The sequence below is a fragment of the Kribbella sandramycini genome, assembly GCF_013131805.1.
Lineage (GTDB): Bacteria > Actinomycetota > Actinomycetes > Propionibacteriales > Kribbellaceae > Kribbella > Kribbella sandramycini.
In genome coordinates, this window is the sequence record NZ_JABJRC010000006.1 from 78,915 (window position 1) to 96,831 (window position 17,917).

The following is a 17,917-nucleotide window of genomic DNA, read 5'->3' on the forward strand; positions in this document are numbered from 1 at the left end:
GACCTAGGCGAAGGAGGTGCGGCGAAAGATGCGGCTACGCGCGGATGACGTCGATCCCGGCTTCCTTGAAGACGGTCAGCTGGCTCTCGTCGGCCTGGGCGTCGGTGACCAGGGTGTCGATCTCGCTCAGCTCGCAGATCCGCGCGAACGCGCGCTGCCCGAGTTTGGAGGAGTCGGCGACGACGACGACCTTGGCCGCCCGGCTGACGATCAGCTGGTTGATGTTCGCCTCGCCCTCGTGATGGGCGGTGGCGCCGGTCTCGTCGATCCCGTCGACGCCGATGAACGCGATGTCCAGCGACAGGTCGGCCAGGATCCGGTGCGACAGCGGGCCGATCATCTCGTAGGACTGCGGCCGCGCGACGCCGCCGGTGAGCACCATCTTGACGTGCGGGCGGACGATCAGCTCGTTGGCGATGTTCAGCGCGTTGGTGACGAGCGTGAACGCCGGCTCGCCGTGCTCGGCCGACAGCTCCGGGCGGGTCGCCAGCGTGCGCGCCACCTCGGAGATCGTGGTGCCGCCGTTCATGCCGATCACCATGCCGCGGCGGACCAGCGTGGCCGCGGCCTGCGCGATCCGCTGCTTCTCCGACGCGAAACGCGCAGTCTTGTAGCGCAGCGGCAGGTCGTACGACACCGCGTTGGCCACCGCGCCGCCGCGCGTCCGGGTGAGGAGCTGCTGCTTTCCCAGGTGGTCGAGGTCGCGCCGAATCGTCGCCGCGGACACGTGCAACTGCTCGGCGAGTTCGTCGACGTCGATGGCGCCCTTCTCGGCGAGCGACTCGAGCAAGGTGTTGAGGCGTTCATAACGCTTCACCCGGGGCTCCTCCTTCACAACATCGGTCAGCCGGATGGCGGCCGGTTGGCACCATTCGATCACGTTCGAGCAGTTTCGACCATCAGAAGTGCGGAGACGACATGACCCAGACGCCCGATTCGAGCACTTTCGTGACCACTGAGATCGCCACTCAGCCTGCTCTGTGGCGTCGGATCGCGACCGGTTTCGCGCAGTACGGCGACGCGCTGCCGGCCGCCGGTCAGCGGGTCGCGGCGGTCGGTTGCGGCACCTCGTGGTTCATGGCGATGGCGTACGCCGCGCTCCGCGAGGACCTCGGTCTCGGCGAGACCGACGCCTTCGCCGGCTCCGAGTTCCCGAAGGACCGCGAGTACGACGCCGTGGTCGTGATCAGCCGCTCCGGGACGACGACCGAGGTGCTCGACCTGATTCGCGAGACCAGCCTGCCGACGGTCGCGATCACCGCGACGCCCGGCTCGCCGATCGTCGAGCTGGCCGACCGGACGATCATGCTCGACTTCGCCGATGAGCAGTCCGTTGTGCAAACGCGCTTCGCGACCACCACGCTGGCGCTGCTGCGCGCATCCCTCGGCCAGGACCTCGAACAGGCCGCCAAGGACGCGCAGTCCGCGCTCGACGTCCCGGTCGACGAGCTGGCCAAGCTGGAGCAGGTCACGTACATCGGCACCCGGTGGACCGTCGGCCTGGCCCACGAGGCGGCCCTGAAGCAGCGGGAGGCGGCGTCCGCCTGGACGGAGGCCTACCCGGCGATGGACTACCGCCACGGCCCGATCGCGATCGCCCAGCCCGGCCGCGGCGTCTGGATCTTCGGCGAGCCGCCGGCGGGCCTCCTGGACGACGTCGCCGCCACCGGCGCCACGATCGTGCACCACGCCGACCTGGACCCGATGGCCTCCCTCGTCGTCGCCCAGCGCGTTGCCGTCGCCAAATCCCTCGCCCTCGGCCTGAATCCGGACCAGCCGCGCAGCCTGACCCGCTCCGTCATCCTCTCCTGACAGCGCTCGGCCCGGCCGCTGGAGCGACCGGGCCTGCTCCTCAGAACCAGATCTTGCTGGTGACGACGAGCTCGAGCTGCTTCGGGGTGAGCGGCGGTTCAGCTGCCAGGTTGGGCTCTTCCTTGCCCGCGGAGGACGTGCTCGAGGCCGAGATCTCGTAGCCGTCCGCGGTGATCAGTACGGCGCCGTTGTACTTGATGCTGCCGTCCTCAGGCGGCGCCTGGTGCTGCCCGGACATCAGAATCGAGCCATCCGGACGCTCGACGCACCGTGTGCTCGTCTTCGCCCCGTCATTCCGCTCGGCGCATCGCTGCGCGGGGGTGCCGTGGTAGGCGTCGAAACTGACGCCTGTCTCGAAGCCGTTCCACAAGAAGGAGGCGGACTGCGACTGCTTGCCGTCGTCCCGGATTCGGCCGGTACGTTCTTCGGCCTGCTGGATCCGGCCGGGGTGCAGCTGCTTGAACAGCCCGATCAGCTGGGCGGCTCGCACCGGGAAGTTCGCGGTGGCGGGTGGCGTCGGGATAGTTGTCGGCTTCGTAGCCATCGGCGCGGATGGCTTCGGGGACACCGCTGTCGGCGTTGAGGCCCCCGCAGGGCCGATGCTGTTTCCGGCGGTCGGGAGGGGAGCCAGGGTCAGGACGGCGCCCACCAGGCCGGCGACACTTACGGCTGCTGCGAGGGTCGTACCGATCGTTTGCCGGCGGTGTTTGCGGCGGCCGCGGTCGATGCTGCCGCGGACGAGGGCTGCGACGTCGACGTCCACGTCGGCGGTGGTGTCGCGGAAGAGGGTTGATACCCGGGTGTCGGAGCTGGTGTGGTCGTCGTGCATGTCAAACCTTCCTGATCCTCAGTGAGTCGTCAGCCAGCCCGCGGACCCGCTCCAGTGCCCGCATGCTGCGGTTGCGCACGGCGCCGCTCGAGATGCCCATGCGATCGGCGACCTCGTCGACGCTGAGGTCTTCGAGGTAGCGCAGCACCAGAACCACCCGGTCGGCCGCAGGTAGCTCGGCGAGGAGTGCGCGCAGTGCTAGCCGGACGTCGGTACCTGCGGCCGGGTCGTCGACCAGCAGCTCCGGTACGTCGGCATACGGCTGCTCTCCGCTGCTCCGGCGCCGGACGCCGCCGAGAAACGTTCTGGTCAACGTCGTCTGCGCGTAGGCGGATGGATTGTCGATCCGGCCGAACGGCCGCCGCCAGCGTGCGTAGACCTTGGCGAGGGTCTCCTGGACGAGGTCCTCCGCCTGGTGGTGACTACCGCACAGCAACCATGCTGAGCGGTAGAGCTGAGCAGCCCGCGCTTGCGCGAACTCTTCGAACTCCTGCTCCTGACTCGCCCCACTGCGTTTCGGCATTGCGCTCCTTGGTCGGCATCACTCCTTTCGATGCGCAACGACCCCTCAATGTCACACGCGCGCCAGGTCACCTTGGCGCAGTGCTGCGAGCCCAGCCGCCGCAGCGATCAACAGAGCGGCCGCAACGCCCAGGAGCGCGAGCGAGCTGCCGGTAGCCGCCAGGAGCAGGCCAGCGCCGACCTGGCCGACCGCACCGGCGCCGACCCGGAGGCTGGCCGCCGTGGTGCCTACCCGGCCTTGCAGTGTGAGCGGGCTGTACTGCTGACGGGCTGCAAACATGGCCGGCAGCAGCGGTCCTTCAATGGCGCCAGTAAGTAGTGCAAGCACCAGCAGCACGGTGAGCGATCCGGCGAGTGGCCAGAAACCGAGTGCGACGCCGACGGCGGCGGTCGTCGCGATCACGAGGTACTCCGGACGCCGGGCCGGTCGGAATCGGGGGAGCAGCAGCGCCGTGCAGACGCTGCCGACTTCGAGCGCAGTCCAGAGGTAGCCGGCGGCGGACTCCGGTGCGTTCAGCGATGCCATGTGGATCGGCAGAGTGATCAGCAGCATGCCCATTGCGGCTGCCAGCAGTGTCGTCGTAGTCGTGGAAGCGCGCAGTTGCGGTGTGCGCGCGAGGTGCCGCAGCACGGTCGCCACTGAGCCGAGAAGCGGTTCCGGAGTCCCGGCTGGCAGCCTGGGCAGCCGACTGATCGCCACGATGCTCACCGTCGCTGTGACGGCGATGGTGATGACCGAAGCCTCGACAGACAGCACTGCGGTCAGCGTCGCCGCCAGTGCAGGGCCGGCAATGGTCGCAGTGCTGTAGCTGGCCGCCTCCAGTGAGTTCGCCCGCGGCAGTCGGGCAGGCGCGACCAGACTGGGCAGCATGCTGGTGAAACCGCCGCTGACCATCGGCAGCGTCACTCCGGCGACTGCAGCCAGCAGCGGAGTAGTCCACGCCGGGCCATCCGCAAGGAGCGCCAGCATCACGACAACCAGCACGCCTTGGTTGACGGCGAGCGCCGTCCGCCGGTACGCCGTCCCGTCCAGCCAGGCGCCCAGGAACGGCCCGCTGAGCACCGCGGGCAGCGCGTACGCCGCTCCGGTCAGACCGGCCAGTGCGGAACTCCCAGTGCGCTCCAGCACGAGCAGAACGAGCGTGAAGGCGACCATCTCGTCGCCGAGTCGGGCCAGGGTGGCTGCGGAGAAGTAGGTAAGTGGCACGTAACGTAAGCTAACGCGTTACGCGTTACTGCCACAATCCCGTTACACTCGTTCCCGTGGAGCTTGCGCCGGAACGGATGCTGGGGATCGCCGTCGACCTGGTCAACGAGCGACCGGCCTCGGTGCCGGCTCTGCGCGCCCTGCTCGTGGCGCACGGTGAGCCGGAGCCGATCGAGCTGTCCGAGCGCGACCTGGTCGAAGTGCGAGCAGTCGCGCAGGAGCTGCGGCCTGTGTTCGGGCCCGAGCCGGCGGTCGCGATCAACGCGCTGTTACGCGAGTACGCCGTACAGCCGTATCTGACCGACCACGACGGCACTCCGTGGCATCTGCACGTCTCGGAGCCAGATGCGAGCTGGGCAGCCTGGCTGGCCGCCGGCGCCGCGCTCGCGCTCGCCGGGACCCTGGCCGGACGCGGCCCGGATGCGGTGGCCGAGTGTGCTGCGAGCGACTGTGAGCGGGTTTTCGTGAACAGCGCGGCCAAGCGGCCACGGCGGTTCTGTACGCCGACCTGCGCCGGCCGGACGCGGGTCGCGGCGCACCGCGCCCGGCGCGCTTCCGGCGGCGGGGCCTAGGATCGGATCCGAGATGAGGTTCAACCTCTGCGGGTCGCAGCGCGTCTGGTAGGTGAAGGCCGGGAACTTCCGGTCGGAGAGCCGCGTTGAGTCGTCGTAGTAACTCAGGGTCCGACCCGGGGTTTCCCGACGTGCGCAGAGGACGGTGACCAAGGCACCATGGCCTTCACGCTCATTGCCGAGAGGACCCAGGGAGGCGTTGCGGTGAAGCCGCTCGACACGTCGGTGGCCCCCGTGCGTTCGGACGTGCCCGAGACGCTCCCCTCGTGGGACGAGATCGTCCGCACGCACTCCGCCCGGGTCTACCGGCTGGCCTACCGCCTGACCGGCAACAAGCACGACGCCGAGGACCTCACCCAGGAGGTCTTCGTCCGGGTGTTCCGCTCGCTGTCGTCGTACACGCCGGGCACGTTCGAGGGCTGGCTGTACCGCATCACCACGAACCTCTTCCTCGACGGCGCCCGCCGCAAGCAGCGGATCCGTTTCGACGGCCTGCCCGAGGACGCCCACGACCGGCTGCCGGCCAAGGGCGTCGGCCCGGCCGAGAAGCTCGACTCGGATCTGTTCGACCACGACGTCCAGCACGCCCTGGATGCGCTCCCGGAGGACTTCCGGGCCGCTGTGGTGCTCTGCGACATCGAAGGCATGACGTACGACGAGATCGCCGACGTGCTGGATGTGAAGCTCGGCACGGTCCGGAGCCGGATCCACCGCGGGCGGTCGATGTTGCGTAAGCATCTGGAGCACCGGGCCCCGCGGTCCGGTCAGACCCGCGTCAGCGGCCCTCCCACGGAGGGTCTGCTCGGATGGGCCGGAGGTGAGCAGCAGTGACGCTCCAACACCCCATGGACAAGCTCAGCGCCGTCGTCGACGGCCAGCTCGACCACGACTCGCGGGACAAGGTCCTGAGTCATCTGGTCGGGTGTGACACCTGCCGTGCCGAGGTGGACGCGCAGCGCCGCCTGAAGGCCCGCATGGCCGCTCTGGAGGCTCCTGAGCCTTCAACCGACCTGATGCAGCGGCTGATGGGTGTCTCCTCGTTCTCGCCCGAGCCGCGCGAAGAGATCCGTCCGGTGCTCACACCGGCCGTTTCGCTCTTCCCACAGCGTTCCGCTTTCCCCGCTGCCCGCTCCGGCACCAGCCGGCCTGGGGCCGTCCGTACGCCGCGTTCCCGGCGCCGCACCGGCGTGCTGGGCGCAGCCGGCTCGGCCGCCGCGGTCGCCTCCCTGCTCGGTACGGCGTTCGTCGTCGGCGACCCGGCCCGGTCGGAGCAGCCGCCCGCGCTGCAGCCGCCGGTGGCGAGCTTCTCCTCCGATCACGCGAGTACGACGGGCACGACGCCGTTCGCCGACCCGGTCTCGGTGTGGAGCGCGTACCACGGCGGCGGTTACGCCGGGTTGAGCCCGACGCTGCAGCCGGTGGCCCTCACCGGGCGCTGAGCTGTGAGCCTCCCTCGGCTCGCCGTACTGGTCAGCACCGCACTGATCGGCATCGGCCTGCCCTTGCCCGCTACCGCCGTACCGGCTGACGACGCGCCACTGGCCGTCAGTTGGCTCGAGCGCGCCGCTGCCGCGCCGAACGAGGTTTCGTTCCACGGCACCCAGATCATCACCTCCTGGGGACCGCAGGGCGCCAGCTCCGCGATGCTGAACATCGTGCACGCCGCGTCCCAGGGCTCCGAGATCAGCGTGGTCGGCTCGTCCGCCTCACCGGGCGCCAAGGCGTTCGTGCAGCGCGTGACGAACACCGACGCCTCCATCGACGGCGGCCCGCTCACGCTGCTGCAGGAGACGTACAAGCTGGCGTTCAAGTGCTGTACCGACCTGATCGGGCGCGCTGCCGTGCTGATCGAGGCGCAGCGCGCCGACGCCAGCCTGGCCGCGCGGTTCTGGATCGACAAGGCCACCGGGCTGCTGCTGCAGCGGCAGCTGTTCGGCGTCGACGGCAAGACGATGGTCCGGGCGACGGTGTTCACCGAGCTCGAGATCGACGAGTCGGAGTTCATCGGGCATCTGCCGCCGATGCAGCCGAACGGCGTCGAGTCGCTCGGCCTCGGCAAAGTCGGCGATCTGCGCGCGCAGGGCTGGGTCTGCGCTCCGGAGCTGCCCGCGTCGATGAAGCTGTACGACGTCCATCAGGACACCACCAACGGCTCGCTGCAGTTCTCGTACTCCGACGGCCTGTTCAACGTCTCGCTGTTCGAGCAGCGCGGAGCGCTCGATCCGGCCGCTGTGGCCGGTTTCAGCGCCACTGCGACCCCAGGGGTCTACGTGCGATACGGAATGCCGTCGTACGTCGTTTGGTCGTCCGGAGGGATCGTCTACACGCTCATCGGGGACCTCCCGGCCGACCGGCTCGGGCAGGTCGTCGAAGCGCTCCCGCACGACGTCCCGGTCCAGCTCAGCGCGGTCCAGCGGATCGGCACCGGGCTGGCCAAAATCGCGACGTGGCTCACTCCGATGGGTGCGCTTTCACCGAAACTGGGATAATCGATTTCGAATCAAGTTTTCCCGACGACGAGTGAGGCGGCCACGTGAGCACCAACGACGCCGAGCCGACACCCTCGAGCACCCCCGCGGACCCTGGTCACCAGGCGCTCACGGGGCTGACTCCGCCTGCTCCTGGAGTGGGCAGCACGCCGCTCACGCCGCCCGGCAGTGACCAGGCGCTCCGGCAGACCTCCGGGCCCGGTACGCCGAGCAGCGGTCCGGTGCCGGCGCAGCCGCAGGGGCCGGTCCGGTCGGTCACCCAGCGCAGCTTCGGCGGTCAGGAGCCGGCGTTCCGGCCGGTGTACCAGGGGCAGGCCTGGCCGACGCGTGAGCCGGCGTTCCAGTCGTCGTACGTGCCGGCTCCGCCGGTGGACTGGCATCAGCAGCAGGCGCGGGCCTACAGGCCCGCTCCGGCGGCCAAGAACACCCAGAACCGGGTCATCGTGATCGCCGCGGTCGTGGCGCTGATCGTCGGCCTGCTGGCCGGTGGCGGCGCTGCTGCGACCGTCATCGCGTTCAACGACGTCGGTCCGATCACCAAGCAGCCCGACGTACCGGTCGGTGAGGGCGCGGATCCGAAGATCCGCAGCGGCTCGGTCTCCGCGGTCGCGACCTCCTTGCTGCCGAGCGTCGTCCAGTTGCGGGTCGAGGGCGCGGACAACTCCGACGCCACCGGCTCCGGCTTCGTGATCGACAAGGCTGGGCACATCCTGACCAACAACCACGTCGTCGCGGGCGCCGCCAAGGGCGGGTCCATCCAGATCATCACGCAGAAGGGCAAGGCCCCGCAGACCGCGCGGCTGGTCGGCCGCTCCCCGGCGTACGACCTCGCCGTCGTCCAGGTGGCCGGGATCGACGCGCCGTCGGTGCAGTTCGGCCGCTCGGACGCGATGATCGTCGGGCAGGACGTGGTCGCGATCGGCTCGCCGCTCGGCCTGGCCGGCACGGTCACCTCGGGCATCATCTCGGCCAAGAACCGGCCGGTGACGACCGGCGACGGCAAGGACGAGGCCTCATTCATCAACGCGCTGCAGACCGACGCCGCGATCAACCCGGGCAACTCCGGCGGCCCGCTGGTCGACATGAACGCGAAGGTGATCGGCGTGAACTCGGCGATCGCCACCGTGCGCGGCGCGCAGGAGGGCGCGAGCGGGAGCATCGGGCTCGGGTTCGCGATCCCGATCGACCAGGCCCGGCGGACGGCGCAGCAGCTGATCGCGAACGGCAAGGCGACCTACCCGGTGATCGGGGCGAATGTCGACCTGCAGTTCGAGGGCGGCGCCCGGGTCAGCTCGGTGACGCCCGCGTCTCCCGCCGCCCGCGCCGGGCTGCGGGTCGGCGACGTCGTCACCGAGATCAACAAGCAGCCGGTCGACACGGCCGAGGCGCTGATCGTCGCCATCCGCACCCACCAGCCCGGTGAGAGCGTCAGCCTGGTCTACGAGCGCGGCGGCCGTCCGCGCGCGGCGACCGTCACCCTGGCCCAGCAGATCGGCTGACCCGGAAGGCGGTATGACCGCCTTGCGGCTACGCTGGTCCCGCAGTTGCGCCGGGGTACGAGGAGTGAGGTGAACCCATGTTCGGCATCGGGCCGCTCGAGCTGGTCGTGATCGCGATCGTCGCCATCCTGGTCTTCGGCCCCGACCGGTTGCCGGAGTTCGCCCGCACCGCCGGCCGCCTGCTCCGCCAGGTCCGCGGCATGGTCTCCAACGCCCAGAACGACCTCCGCAACGAGCTGGGCCCCGAGTTCGCCGACCTCGAGCTCCAGGACCTCAACCCACGCAACTTCGTCCGCAAACACCTCCTCGAAGGCTCGGACGACGACTACGACGACAAACCCGTCGCCAACTTCGCCGACACCCCCCAACGCCTCCCCGCCGGCCAAAAGCCCCCCTACGACCCCGAATCCACCTGAGCGGGTCTGCGAACTGAACGATCGAGGGCCTCGGACAGTCTGTCCGAGGCCCTCAGTTCGTCTGTGGTGTTGGCTGCTAGCGGCCGGCGGGGGAGAGGCCTAGCTGGCGGCCGAGGAGGCCGCGGGGGCGGCCGCCTAGTTTGGTGGCGATGGCGGTGAGGACCTGGGCGGCGGGGGTCTCCGGGTCGGCGGTGGCCAGGGGGGTGCCGAGGTCGCCGCCGGAGCGGAGGCGCTCGTCGAGGGGGATCTCGCCGAGGAGGGGGATCGGGTAGCCGAGGCGGGCGGAGAGGGTTTCGGCGACGCGGGTGCCGCCGCCGGTGCCGAAGATTTCGATCCGGTGCTCGGGGCCGCAGTGCGGGCAGGGCAGGTATGACATGTTCTCGACGACGCCGGCCACCCGCTGGTGAACCATCTGGGCCATCGTGCCGGCCCGTTCGGCGACCTCGGCGGCCGCCTCCTGCGGGGTGGTGACGACGATGACCTCGGCGCTGGTCAGCCGCTGGCCGACGGAGATCGCGATATCGCCGGTACCGGGCGGGAGGTCGAGGAGCAGGACGTCGAGGTCGCCCCAGTAGACGTCCGCGAGCATCTGGACCAGCGCGCGGTCGAGGATCGGGCCGCGCCAGGCGACCACCTGGTCGCGCTTGGGCTTCAGCATGCCGATCGAGATCACCTTCACGCCGTGCGCGGGCACCGGCATGATCATGTCGTCGACCGCGGTCGGCCGCTCGTCGGCGACGCCGAACATGGCCGGGATCGAGTGGCCGTAGATATCGGCGTCCAGGACGCCGACCGACAGCCCCTGGCGCGCCATCGCGACCGCGAGGTTGACCGTCACCGAGGACTTGCCGACGCCGCCCTTACCGGAGGCGATCGCGAAGACCTTGGTCAGCGAGTCGGCCCGGGAGAACGGGATCTCCTTCTCGGCGACGCCGCCGCGCAGCTGCGTCTGCAACGCCGACCGCTGCTCGGCCGACATCACGCCGAGGTCGACCTCGACCCCGGTGACGCCGTCGAGTTTGCTCACCGCGGCCTTGGTGTCGCGGGTCAGCGTGTCCTTCATCGGGCAGCCCGCGACGGTCAGCAGGATCCGGACGGCGACGACGCCGTCCTCGCGGACGACGACGGACTCGACCATGCCGAGCTCGGTGATCGGTTTCTTGATCTCCGGGTCGATCACACCACCGAGAGCCGTCGTCACCTGATCAGCAGTGGGAGCCATACCCATAAGGCTACGTGCTGCGGTGAAACCCGCCGACCGCGGTCCATGTGACGTAGGTCCGGCAAGGTGACCCTTAGTTCTACAGCCCGGGCGCGCCGTAGATCGGGAACCAGCGGGACAGGTCCTGCTCGAGGCGCAGATCGGAGCCGAGCAGCGACTTGATCTGCAGCTCGGTCGCGTTGTCGCGCCGGTCTGCCCCGACGGGCGCGAACGGGTACCAGGAGCCGCGTTTGTAGAGGTAGACCAGCCCGAGGGACGACGTCCCGTTCGTGAAGGCGACCAGCGTGCACAACAGCGCCGGACCGAACCCGGCGTCCACCAGCGATGTGTTGACGCCGTGCAGGTCGGTTACGAGCCCTTCGACGTTGTCCGGCGTCGTCTCCCGCACCAGCCAGGTGAAACCGTACGAATCCGTCGTGCTGCTGAACTTGCCGTCGTCGAGCGCCAGCAGCTTGTCGACCTCGGAGCGCAGCGTCGAGAACCCACCGCCCTCGGCCGCCTTGAAACAGACCGAGCCGCTCCCGGTCGGCCGGTAGCCGGCGGCTGTCTCCAGAGTGATCGCAGCCGACGGCAGCGAGAACAGCTGGTCGAGATTCGGCGGCACAGCCTTGCTGCGGCCGAGCAGGATGTCGAAGAGTCCCATGCGCTAAGCCTGCTCGCCCAGCTCACGGGACAACACACCGAGGCGGTCCAGCCGGGCCTCCAGCGGCGGGTGGGTGGCGAACAGCGACGACAGCGAGATGCCCTTGCCCGAGATGGCCGGCGCGAAGAAGAACGCGTTGAACGCCTCCGCCTGGCGCAGGTCGCGCGACGGTATTCGAGCGATGTCGCCGCTGATCTTGGTCAGTGCGGAGGCCAGCGCCGACGGTCTGCCGGTCAGGATCGCGCCGGCCCGGTCCGCCGCCAGCTCGCGGTAGCGGGACAGCGCACGGGTCAGCAGGAACGAGATCGCGTAGACCGCGGCCGAGACGCCGATGATCGTCAGCACGATGATCGCGGTGTTCTGGTCGCGGCTCCGGCCGCCGAGCCCGCTGTACAGCCCGAACCGGGTGATCAGCCCGGCCAGAACGCCGAGGAACGACGCCATCGTCATCACCGCGACATCGCGGTGCGCGATATGCGACAGCTCGTGCGCCAGCACGCCTTCGAGCTCATCGGCGTCCAGCCGGCGCATGATCCCGGTGGTCACGCAGACGACGGCGTTGTTCGGGTTGCGGCCGGTGGCGAACGCGTTCGGCAGGTCGGCGTCGGCGATCGCGACCTGCGGTTTCGGCATGTCGGCCAGCGCGCAGAGCCGGTCGATCGCGCCGTGCAGCTGCGGCGCCTCCTCCGGCGTGACGATCCGGCCGCCCATCGCGTAGAGCGCGATCTTGGCCGAGAAGAAGTACTGGACGAACAACATCCCGCCGGCGATCACGATCGCGATCACCGCGCTCTTCGTCAACGCGATCAGCGCGGCGACGAACGCGACGTACAACAGGCCGAGCAGGAAGCTGGTCACGAGCATCCGCCGGCTCAGCCCGCGATCGGGCGCGAACCGAGATTTCATCGTGGCCTCCTTCCGAACCTGTGATCGAGATTAGCGCGTGGCCAAAGCCGCTCAGACGCGATCGTTGTCGCGGTCCCGGTCCAGCTCGGCCAGCAGCGACTTCAGCTCGGACCGCAGGAAGTCGCGGGTGGCGACCTCGCCGACGGCCATCCGCAGCGACGCCACCTCCCGAGCCAGGAACTCCATGTCCGCACGGCTCCGGGCGTCGACATCGCGGTCGCGCTCGTACTGAACCCGGTCCCGCGCTTCCTGCCGGTTCTGCGCGAGCAGGATCAGCGGAGCGGCGTACGACGCCTGCAGGCTGAGCGCCAGCGTCAGGAAGATGAACGGGTACTGATCGAAGCGGACGCTCTCCGGCGCGAAGATGTTCCAGCCGACCCAGAACAGGATCGTCGCGGTCATGTAGACCAGGAACTGCCCTGTCCCCAGGAAGCGGGCGATCCGCTCGGAGAGCCGGCCGAACGCGTCGGCGTCGTACGCAGGCCGGGCCAGGAAAGTCCGCCGCCAGTCCCGCGGTACGTCGAGGCGGGCCGTGCTGCGCGTACTGCGGTCGTCACGAGGCATGGTGGTCCTCCTCGGGCTTGTCGGGCTCACGCCAGTCTTCGGGCAGCAGGTGGTCCAGTACGTCGTCGACAGTGACCGCACCGATCAGTCGGCCTTCGTCATCGAGGACCGGCGCCGACACCAGGTTGTAGGTGGCCAGGTACTTGGCCACGGCCTGCAGGCTGTCATCCGGCCGCAGCCCGTCCAGATCGGTGTCCAGTACGGCGGACACCAGCTCGGACGGCGGCTCGCGGAGCAGCCGCTGGATGTGACCCGCGCCGATGAACCGGCCGGTCGGAGTCTCCAGCGGCGGCCGAACGACGTAGATCATCGCGGCCAGCGCCGGGCTCAGCTCAGCGTTACGGACATTGGCCAGCGCGTCGGCCACGGTCGCATCAGCTGGCAGGATGACCGGCTCCGACGTCATCAGACCGCCGGCTGTGCGTTCCTCATAGGTCAACAGCCGCCGGACGTCTTCAGCCTCATCCGGCTCCATCAGCGTCAGCAGCCGTTCAGCTGTATCCGTGGGCAGCTCAGCGATCAGGTCGGCCGCGTCGTCCGGAGACATCTCCTCCAGCACGTCTGCAGCGCGCTCTGTGTCCAGACCAGCCAGAATCTCCACCTGGTCGTCTTCTGGCAGCTCTTCGAGGACATCGGCCAGCCGTTCGTCGTTCAGCGCTGCTGCGATCTCGTTACGCCGTTTGGACGACAGATCGTGCAGTACGGCGGCCAGGTCGGCCGGGCGCATCGACTCGAACGCAGCCAGGATGTGCGTCGCGCCCTGGCCCTCCTCGACCTGAGCGAACCCACTCACCTCGGCCCAGTCCAGCACATGCGACTGACCGCGCCGCCGGAACCGTTTGGCCCCCTCCCGCACGGCCACCTTGGAGAGCACCCAGTCCCGAGTCCGCCACTGCTCCATCGCCATGTCGAAGACGACCGCGGTCGTCTCGGAATCCACGACGGTGACAGTGCGGTCGAGCATTTCGGCCAGTACGAGCACCTCGGTCGTCCGCTGCTCGAAACGCCGTACGTTCACCAGACCGGTCGTGATGACATGCCCGATATCCACTGAGGTGACTCGCGTCATCGGAACGAAGATTCGCCGCCGGGCGAACGCCTCGACCACCAGACCGAGCACTCGCGGCGGCTGCGTGCCCTGACGCAGCATCGCGACCACATCGCGCACCTTGCCGACCTGATCGCCGTTCGGCGCGTACACCGGCAGACCAGCCAGCCGCGAGACATAGACGCGCGTAGGCGAGCTCATGTCCGAAGGCTAACCCGCAGGCCGCTAACTCAACTTCGGACGCCGACGGACGCGCCGGTGCAGCGTGATCGGCTTCCTGCCCCGGGTGGTCGCAGGCGAGCCCACCGGCGGCGCGTACGGCGATCCGTCGTCCAGACCGCTGGCCGCCCCTGTCGGCTCCAGCACCAGGATGTCGGCCTCGGACCGCCACCGATCGAGCTGAGTGTCGAGCCCGGCCGCATTCAGCCGCTCGGTCCGCAGCACCAGCGCAGCCGCCGTCCACTCCTCGCTCCCCGGCTCCAGCCGCCGAACAGCCGCCGTCCACCGCGCCAGCTGGTTGTTCGCCGGTTTCGCCGGTACGACGACCTCAGCGCTCCCCGCATCAGCCAGGCCGGGCAACGGCTGCTCCGCACTGGCAGCCCGGTCCGCCAGGACGACGTACTGGCCGTCCACCGTGGCGAACCAAGCCGGGACCGCGCGCCGACCCTGCCAGGACAGCCAGACCAGGCCGGCCTTCTTCATCACCGCGGCGATCTCGGTCACATCCGTCACCGCACAAGGGTGTCACAGTGAGCGATGTCACCGGGCACGCAGCGGACGTTTCGCCGTACGCTGCCGGGGTGACCGGTCGGTAACCAAGGAGGCCCGCGAATGTCCGAGCAGGTGCTGCGCAGCAGGCGGTCGTGTCTGGCCACCCCGGGGTCGAACCCGCGGTTCCTGGCCAAGGCGAAGGGCCTGGACGCCGACCAGGTGTTCCTCGATCTGGAGGACTCGGTCGCGCCGATCGCCAAGGTCGACGCCCGGAAGAACATCGTCGCGGCGCTCAACGAGGGCGGCTGGGGCGAGAAGGTCCGCGTCGTCCGGGTGAACGACTGGACGACCGAGTGGACCTACGCCGATGTGATCGAGGTGGTCGGCGGCGCCGGCGCGAACCTGGACTGCATCATGCTGCCGAAGGTGCAGACCGCCGAACAGGTGGTCGCGCTCGACCTGCTGCTCACCCAGCTGGAGAAGGTGCACGGGTACGAGCCGGGCCGGATCGGGATCGAGGCGCAGATCGAGAACGCCCTCGGCCTGACCAACGTGAACGCGATCGCCGCCGCCTCGCCGCGGGTCGAGACGATCATCTTCGGCCCGGCCGACTTCATGGCCTCGATCAACATGAAATCGCTGGTGGTCGGCGAGCAGCCGCCCGGCTACGACGTCGGCGACGCCTATCACTACATCCTGATGCAGATCCTGATGGCGGCCCGCGCGTACGGCAAGCAGGCCATCGACGGCCCGTACCTGCAGATCAAGGACGTCGACGGCTTCCGCCGGGTGGCCGGCCGCTCGGCCGCGCTCGGTTTCGACGGCAAGTGGGTCCTGCACCCCGACCAGATCGCCGCCGCGAACGAGGTCTACTCGCCGCGCCAGGAGGACTACGACCACTCCGAGAACATCCTCGACGCCTACGACCACTACACCTCGGCCGCCGGCGGCGCCCGCGGCGCGGTGATGCTCGGCGACGAGATGATCGACGAGGCCTCCCGCAAGATGGCCCTCGTCATCTCCGCCAAGGGCCGCGCCGCCGGCATGAGCCGGACGGACGTCTGGCAGGCCCCCGCCGACTGACCGCTCCGGCGGGGACGCCGGGATCAGCGCAGCGTGAGTACCTTGAGGATGCGGATCGGACGGACCGGTGGGCCGTCCTGGTCCGGGTCGGCGATCCCGGCCTTGACCATCCGGTCGAAGGTCGGCATGCCGGCGATCACCTTGCCGAGGACGGTGTAGTTCGGGGCGATCTTGGCGAACGAGTGGACGACGAAGAACTCGCTGCCGTTGGTTCCGGGCCCCTGGTTGCCGTAGGCAACGGTTCCGCGCTCGTAGGTCTCCGCGCCGGTCACCTCGTCGGGGAACTTGTAGCCCGGGCCGCCCTCCTCCTGGCGGTAGATGTCACCGCACTGCAGGACGCCGAGGCGGGCCGAGTTGGTCAGCCGGAAGCACTGGGTGAAGTCGTAGAACCGGCTGTTCACCAGATGGACGAAGTTGTGCACGCCGCACGGCGCGTTCGCCCGGTCCATCCGGACGACGAACGAGCCGTAGTTGGTCAGGAAGTACACGTCGGCGGCGCCCTGCGCCTTCGCGGTCGGCGACGGGATCCGCACCGGCTTGGCGGCCGGGTTCTCCGGCGTCGGGGTGAACTCGCACTTGACCGTCGGCTTCGGGCGCTGAACGGGCGCGGCGGAGGCGGTGGTCGTGAACGTCGTGGCTAACAAGGTGGCCGCGATCACAGCGGCAAACGTTCGCTTCATGGGCACACGGTAGTCCTGCCGTCGCGCAGTGCAGAGGTTTGCAAGGAATCGGCTGTGGACTCGATTCGTTCACCGTTGCCGCCTAAGGTGTTGCGGTCCGCTGCGGAAGGTGTGTTTTTTGTGAACGGCGAGGTACTGGCAGGACGCTACCGGTTGCTGACCCTCCTGGGTCGGGGTGGCGCAGGTGAGGTCTGGAAAGCTGAGGACCTGGTACTGGACCGGCAGGTGGCGGTCAAACTGCTCCGCAGTCTCGACGGCGACCCGATGGACGCCGTCGCCCGGTTCCGCGCCGAGGCCCAGGCCGCAGCGCGGCTGACGCACCCGAACGTGGTCGCGACGTACGACGTCGGCGCTGCGGGCGACCATGTCTTCCTGGTGATGGAGCTGGTCTCCGGTCCGGATCTGGCGCAGCTGATGCGGACGGCGGGCCTGCCCACGGCCAAGCTGGTCGCCGATATCGCCACCCAGGGCGCACGGGCGCTGGACGCCGCGCACGCGGCCGGCATCGTGCACCGCGACGTGAAGCCGGCCAACCTGCTGCTCGCGCCGGACGGCACGCTCAAGATGACCGACTTCGGCATCGCCAAGCGCTCCGGTAACGAGACCACCATGGGCGTCCTCCTCGGGACGGCGTCCTACATCTCGCCCGAGCAGGTCACCGGCGGTTCCGCCACCTCGGCCAGCGACTGGTACGCCCTCGGCTGCGTCCTCTACGAGCTCCTGGCCGGTACGCCGCCCTTCACCGGCGCCACCGTCGAGCAGGTGATGCACCAACACCTCAGGGCCCAGCCGGCCCCCCTCCTCCGCACCGATGTACCGCCACAACTGGCTGCCCTGGTCATGCAGTTGCTGGCGAAGAACCCCGCAGACCGCCCAGCCTCGGCGCAGGAGGTCACCGCACTCCTCGCCTCCCCTGACCACCACCAGACGCAGGCGATTGCGCTGCCTGTCAGCAACAACACCCAGGTCCTGCATCTGCCGCCCCGAGTGGACGAAACGGATGAGCCGGACGAGCCGCGGGAGGAGCGGCGGCGGGGCTTTCCGTTTGTGAAGGTGATTGCGGCGATGGCTGCTGTGCTGGCGGCTGGGGTTGGGGTGGCACTGTTGAAGGAGGGGGTGGCTACTGATCCGCCGGCGCAGGCTGGTGGTTCGCCGTCGGTCCCAGCGGCGAAGGTGAGCGTTCCGGCCAAGCCGAAGAGCACGCCGACGCCGACGCCCACTCCGACCAAGAAGCCGACGAAGAAGCCGTCCAAGACGCCCAGCAAGACCCCGTCGAAGCCGCCCGAGAACCACAACCAGTACCCGGCGGTGGTCGCGCAGCTGCGGCAGCTGGCGGATGAGGTCCGCAAGAGCGGCAACCAGAACCAGTGGCCGGGCCAAGGCGACCAGCCGCGCAGCAACGCGCCGCGGCTCGCCGGGCGCGATCTGGACCAGGCTGCCGGTCAGCTGTCCCGCGGCGAGGTGAACGCCGCCCGGAAGAACTACAGCGAGGCCAAGCAGCGGCTGGTCGAGGCGCAGCGCGAGGGCAAGTGGCGTCCGACGGCGGAGGTCTACCTGCTGTTCGCCCAGCTCGACCGCTCGATGCCCGAGGGCGACGGCGACGAGGACGGCGAGGAGTGAGCTAAGCGACGCCCGTCGGGTGGCCGGTGTCACAGCGGGTGTCGGCGCTGTCCCGGGATGCTGAAAGCCGCAATACTCACGAGTAGCGATCAGT

Annotated in this window: 20 protein-coding genes; 9 read left to right on the plus strand and 11 right to left on the minus strand. The window is 69.3% G+C overall.

The window, feature by feature from the left end; all coding sequences use genetic code 11:
• Positions 1 to 34: 34 nt before the first annotated feature.
• Positions 35 to 817 carry a DeoR/GlpR family DNA-binding transcription regulator gene (locus HPO96_RS23665; RefSeq protein ID WP_132410249.1) on the minus strand — a complete coding sequence of 261 codons (783 nt, stop codon included), beginning with the start codon at positions 815 to 817 and terminating at the stop codon, positions 35 to 37.
• A gap of 101 nt (positions 818 to 918) precedes the next feature.
• Between HPO96_RS23665 and HPO96_RS23670 the strand changes: the two genes are divergently transcribed.
• Positions 919 to 1,812, plus strand: a complete 894-nt coding sequence (locus HPO96_RS23670) for an SIS domain-containing protein (protein ID WP_171676099.1) — start codon at positions 919 to 921, stop codon at positions 1,810 to 1,812.
• Positions 1,813 to 1,852: 40 nt separating this feature from the next.
• Here HPO96_RS23670 and HPO96_RS23675 read toward each other — a convergent pair whose 3' ends face one another.
• From HPO96_RS23675 to HPO96_RS23685, 3 genes are read right to left on the minus strand one after another with little or no spacing between them, the layout of a single operon-like run.
• On the minus strand, positions 1,853 to 2,641 hold the full coding sequence (locus HPO96_RS23675) for a hypothetical protein (protein WP_171676101.1): 789 nt from the start codon (positions 2,639 to 2,641) through the stop codon (positions 1,853 to 1,855).
• Position 2,642: 1 nt separating this feature from the next.
• Positions 2,643 to 3,164, minus strand: a complete 522-nt coding sequence (locus HPO96_RS23680) for a SigE family RNA polymerase sigma factor (protein WP_171676103.1) — start codon at positions 3,162 to 3,164, stop codon at positions 2,643 to 2,645.
• 51 nt (positions 3,165 to 3,215) lie between these two features.
• The gene (locus HPO96_RS23685; protein WP_171676105.1) at positions 3,216 to 4,370 is read right to left on the minus strand and encodes an MFS transporter; all 1,155 of its coding nucleotides are present in this window, start codon (positions 4,368 to 4,370) and stop codon (positions 3,216 to 3,218) included.
• 56 nt (positions 4,371 to 4,426) lie between these two features.
• On the opposite strand from HPO96_RS23685, the gene HPO96_RS23690 reads away from it, so the two are divergent.
• The 6 genes from HPO96_RS23690 (at position 4,427) to HPO96_RS23715 (ending at position 9,346) form a co-directional block, all read left to right on the plus strand.
• On the plus strand, positions 4,427 to 4,942 hold the full coding sequence (locus tag HPO96_RS23690) for a CGNR zinc finger domain-containing protein (protein WP_337796779.1): 516 nt from the start codon (positions 4,427 to 4,429) through the stop codon (positions 4,940 to 4,942).
• A 159-nt stretch (positions 4,943 to 5,101) separates the two neighbouring features.
• The gene (gene sigE, locus HPO96_RS23695) at positions 5,102 to 5,773 is read left to right on the plus strand and encodes an RNA polymerase sigma factor SigE (RefSeq protein WP_171676107.1); all 672 of its coding nucleotides are present in this window, start codon (positions 5,102 to 5,104) and stop codon (positions 5,771 to 5,773) included.
• Positions 5,770 to 6,381: a zf-HC2 domain-containing protein gene (locus tag HPO96_RS23700; RefSeq protein WP_171676109.1), complete on the plus strand. Its 612-nt coding sequence runs from the start codon at positions 5,770 to 5,772 to the stop codon at positions 6,379 to 6,381. The genes sigE and HPO96_RS23700 overlap by 4 nt, the downstream gene beginning before the upstream one ends.
• Positions 6,382 to 6,384: 3 nt before the next feature.
• Positions 6,385 to 7,431, plus strand: coding sequence for a transcriptional regulator (locus HPO96_RS23705; RefSeq protein ID WP_171676111.1), 1,047 nt, complete (start codon positions 6,385 to 6,387; stop codon positions 7,429 to 7,431).
• A gap of 44 nt (positions 7,432 to 7,475) precedes the next feature.
• Positions 7,476 to 8,930, plus strand: a complete 1,455-nt coding sequence (locus HPO96_RS23710; RefSeq protein WP_171676113.1) for a trypsin-like peptidase domain-containing protein — start codon at positions 7,476 to 7,478, stop codon at positions 8,928 to 8,930.
• 77 nt (positions 8,931 to 9,007) lie between these two features.
• On the plus strand, positions 9,008 to 9,346 hold the full coding sequence (locus HPO96_RS23715; RefSeq protein WP_171676115.1) for a sec-independent translocase: 339 nt from the start codon (positions 9,008 to 9,010) through the stop codon (positions 9,344 to 9,346).
• 76 nt (positions 9,347 to 9,422) lie between these two features.
• On the opposite strand, the gene HPO96_RS23720 is transcribed toward HPO96_RS23715, so the two are convergent.
• From HPO96_RS23720 to HPO96_RS23745, 6 genes are all read right to left on the minus strand, one after another.
• Positions 9,423 to 10,568, minus strand: coding sequence for an Mrp/NBP35 family ATP-binding protein (locus tag HPO96_RS23720; protein ID WP_171676117.1), 1,146 nt, complete (start codon positions 10,566 to 10,568; stop codon positions 9,423 to 9,425).
• A gap of 79 nt (positions 10,569 to 10,647) precedes the next feature.
• Positions 10,648 to 11,211 (minus strand): PspA-associated protein PspAB, encoded by a 564-nt coding sequence (gene pspAB / locus HPO96_RS23725; protein ID WP_171676119.1) that lies wholly within the window; start codon positions 11,209 to 11,211, stop codon positions 10,648 to 10,650.
• A gap of 3 nt (positions 11,212 to 11,214) precedes the next feature.
• Entirely contained in the window at positions 11,215 to 12,117 is a 903-nt protein-coding gene (htpX, locus tag HPO96_RS23730) for a zinc metalloprotease HtpX (protein ID WP_171676121.1), read from the minus strand.
• 51 nt (positions 12,118 to 12,168) lie between these two features.
• Entirely contained in the window at positions 12,169 to 12,681 is a 513-nt protein-coding gene (locus HPO96_RS23735) for a DUF1003 domain-containing protein (protein ID WP_171676123.1), read from the minus strand.
• Positions 12,671 to 13,930 carry a magnesium transporter MgtE N-terminal domain-containing protein gene (locus tag HPO96_RS23740; protein WP_171676125.1) on the minus strand — a complete coding sequence of 420 codons (1,260 nt, stop codon included), beginning with the start codon at positions 13,928 to 13,930 and terminating at the stop codon, positions 12,671 to 12,673. The genes HPO96_RS23735 and HPO96_RS23740 overlap by 11 nt, the downstream gene beginning before the upstream one ends.
• A gap of 24 nt (positions 13,931 to 13,954) precedes the next feature.
• Positions 13,955 to 14,461: a hypothetical protein gene (locus tag HPO96_RS23745; protein WP_337796780.1), complete on the minus strand. Its 507-nt coding sequence runs from the start codon at positions 14,459 to 14,461 to the stop codon at positions 13,955 to 13,957.
• A 99-nt stretch (positions 14,462 to 14,560) separates the two neighbouring features.
• Between HPO96_RS23745 and HPO96_RS23750 the strand changes: the two genes are divergently transcribed.
• Complete coding sequence (locus tag HPO96_RS23750) at positions 14,561 to 15,523, plus strand: HpcH/HpaI aldolase/citrate lyase family protein (RefSeq protein WP_171676127.1); 963 nt, start codon at positions 14,561 to 14,563, stop codon at positions 15,521 to 15,523.
• Between the two features lie 23 nt (positions 15,524 to 15,546).
• Here HPO96_RS23750 and HPO96_RS23755 read toward each other — a convergent pair whose 3' ends face one another.
• Positions 15,547 to 16,203: a peptidylprolyl isomerase gene (locus HPO96_RS23755; RefSeq protein WP_171676129.1), complete on the minus strand. Its 657-nt coding sequence runs from the start codon at positions 16,201 to 16,203 to the stop codon at positions 15,547 to 15,549.
• Between the two features lie 120 nt (positions 16,204 to 16,323).
• Between HPO96_RS23755 and HPO96_RS23760 the strand changes: the two genes are divergently transcribed.
• A complete protein-coding gene (locus HPO96_RS23760) occupies positions 16,324 to 17,823 on the plus strand; it encodes a protein kinase domain-containing protein (RefSeq protein WP_171676131.1) in 1,500 nt (499 codons plus the stop codon).
• The last annotated feature ends 94 nt before the right edge of the window (positions 17,824 to 17,917 follow it).

What these genes read in the sequence shown, in the direction of transcription:
- HPO96_RS23670 (WP_171676099.1), top strand. Translation starts at nt 919, where the DNA reads ATGACCCAGACGCCCGATTCGAGCACTTTCGTGACCACTGAGATCGCC.
- HPO96_RS23675 (WP_171676101.1), bottom strand. Translation starts at nt 2,641, where the DNA reads ATGCACGACGACCACACCAGCTCCGACACCCGGGTATCAACCCTCTTC.
- HPO96_RS23680 (WP_171676103.1), bottom strand. Translation starts at nt 3,164, where the DNA reads ATGCCGAAACGCAGTGGGGCGAGTCAGGAGCAGGAGTTCGAAGAGTTC.
- sigE (WP_171676107.1), top strand. Translation starts at nt 5,102, where the DNA reads ATGGCCTTCACGCTCATTGCCGAGAGGACCCAGGGAGGCGTTGCGGTG.
- HPO96_RS23715 (WP_171676115.1), top strand. Translation starts at nt 9,008, where the DNA reads ATGTTCGGCATCGGGCCGCTCGAGCTGGTCGTGATCGCGATCGTCGCC.
- HPO96_RS23720 (WP_171676117.1), bottom strand. Translation starts at nt 10,568, where the DNA reads ATGGCTCCCACTGCTGATCAGGTGACGACGGCTCTCGGTGGTGTGATC.
- pspAB (WP_171676119.1), bottom strand. Translation starts at nt 11,211, where the DNA reads ATGGGACTCTTCGACATCCTGCTCGGCCGCAGCAAGGCTGTGCCGCCG.
- htpX (WP_171676121.1), bottom strand. Translation starts at nt 12,117, where the DNA reads ATGAAATCTCGGTTCGCGCCCGATCGCGGGCTGAGCCGGCGGATGCTC.
- HPO96_RS23735 (WP_171676123.1), bottom strand. Translation starts at nt 12,681, where the DNA reads ATGCCTCGTGACGACCGCAGTACGCGCAGCACGGCCCGCCTCGACGTA.
- HPO96_RS23740 (WP_171676125.1), bottom strand. Translation starts at nt 13,930, where the DNA reads ATGAGCTCGCCTACGCGCGTCTATGTCTCGCGGCTGGCTGGTCTGCCG.
- HPO96_RS23750 (WP_171676127.1), top strand. Translation starts at nt 14,561, where the DNA reads ATGTCCGAGCAGGTGCTGCGCAGCAGGCGGTCGTGTCTGGCCACCCCG.
- HPO96_RS23755 (WP_171676129.1), bottom strand. Translation starts at nt 16,203, where the DNA reads ATGAAGCGAACGTTTGCCGCTGTGATCGCGGCCACCTTGTTAGCCACG.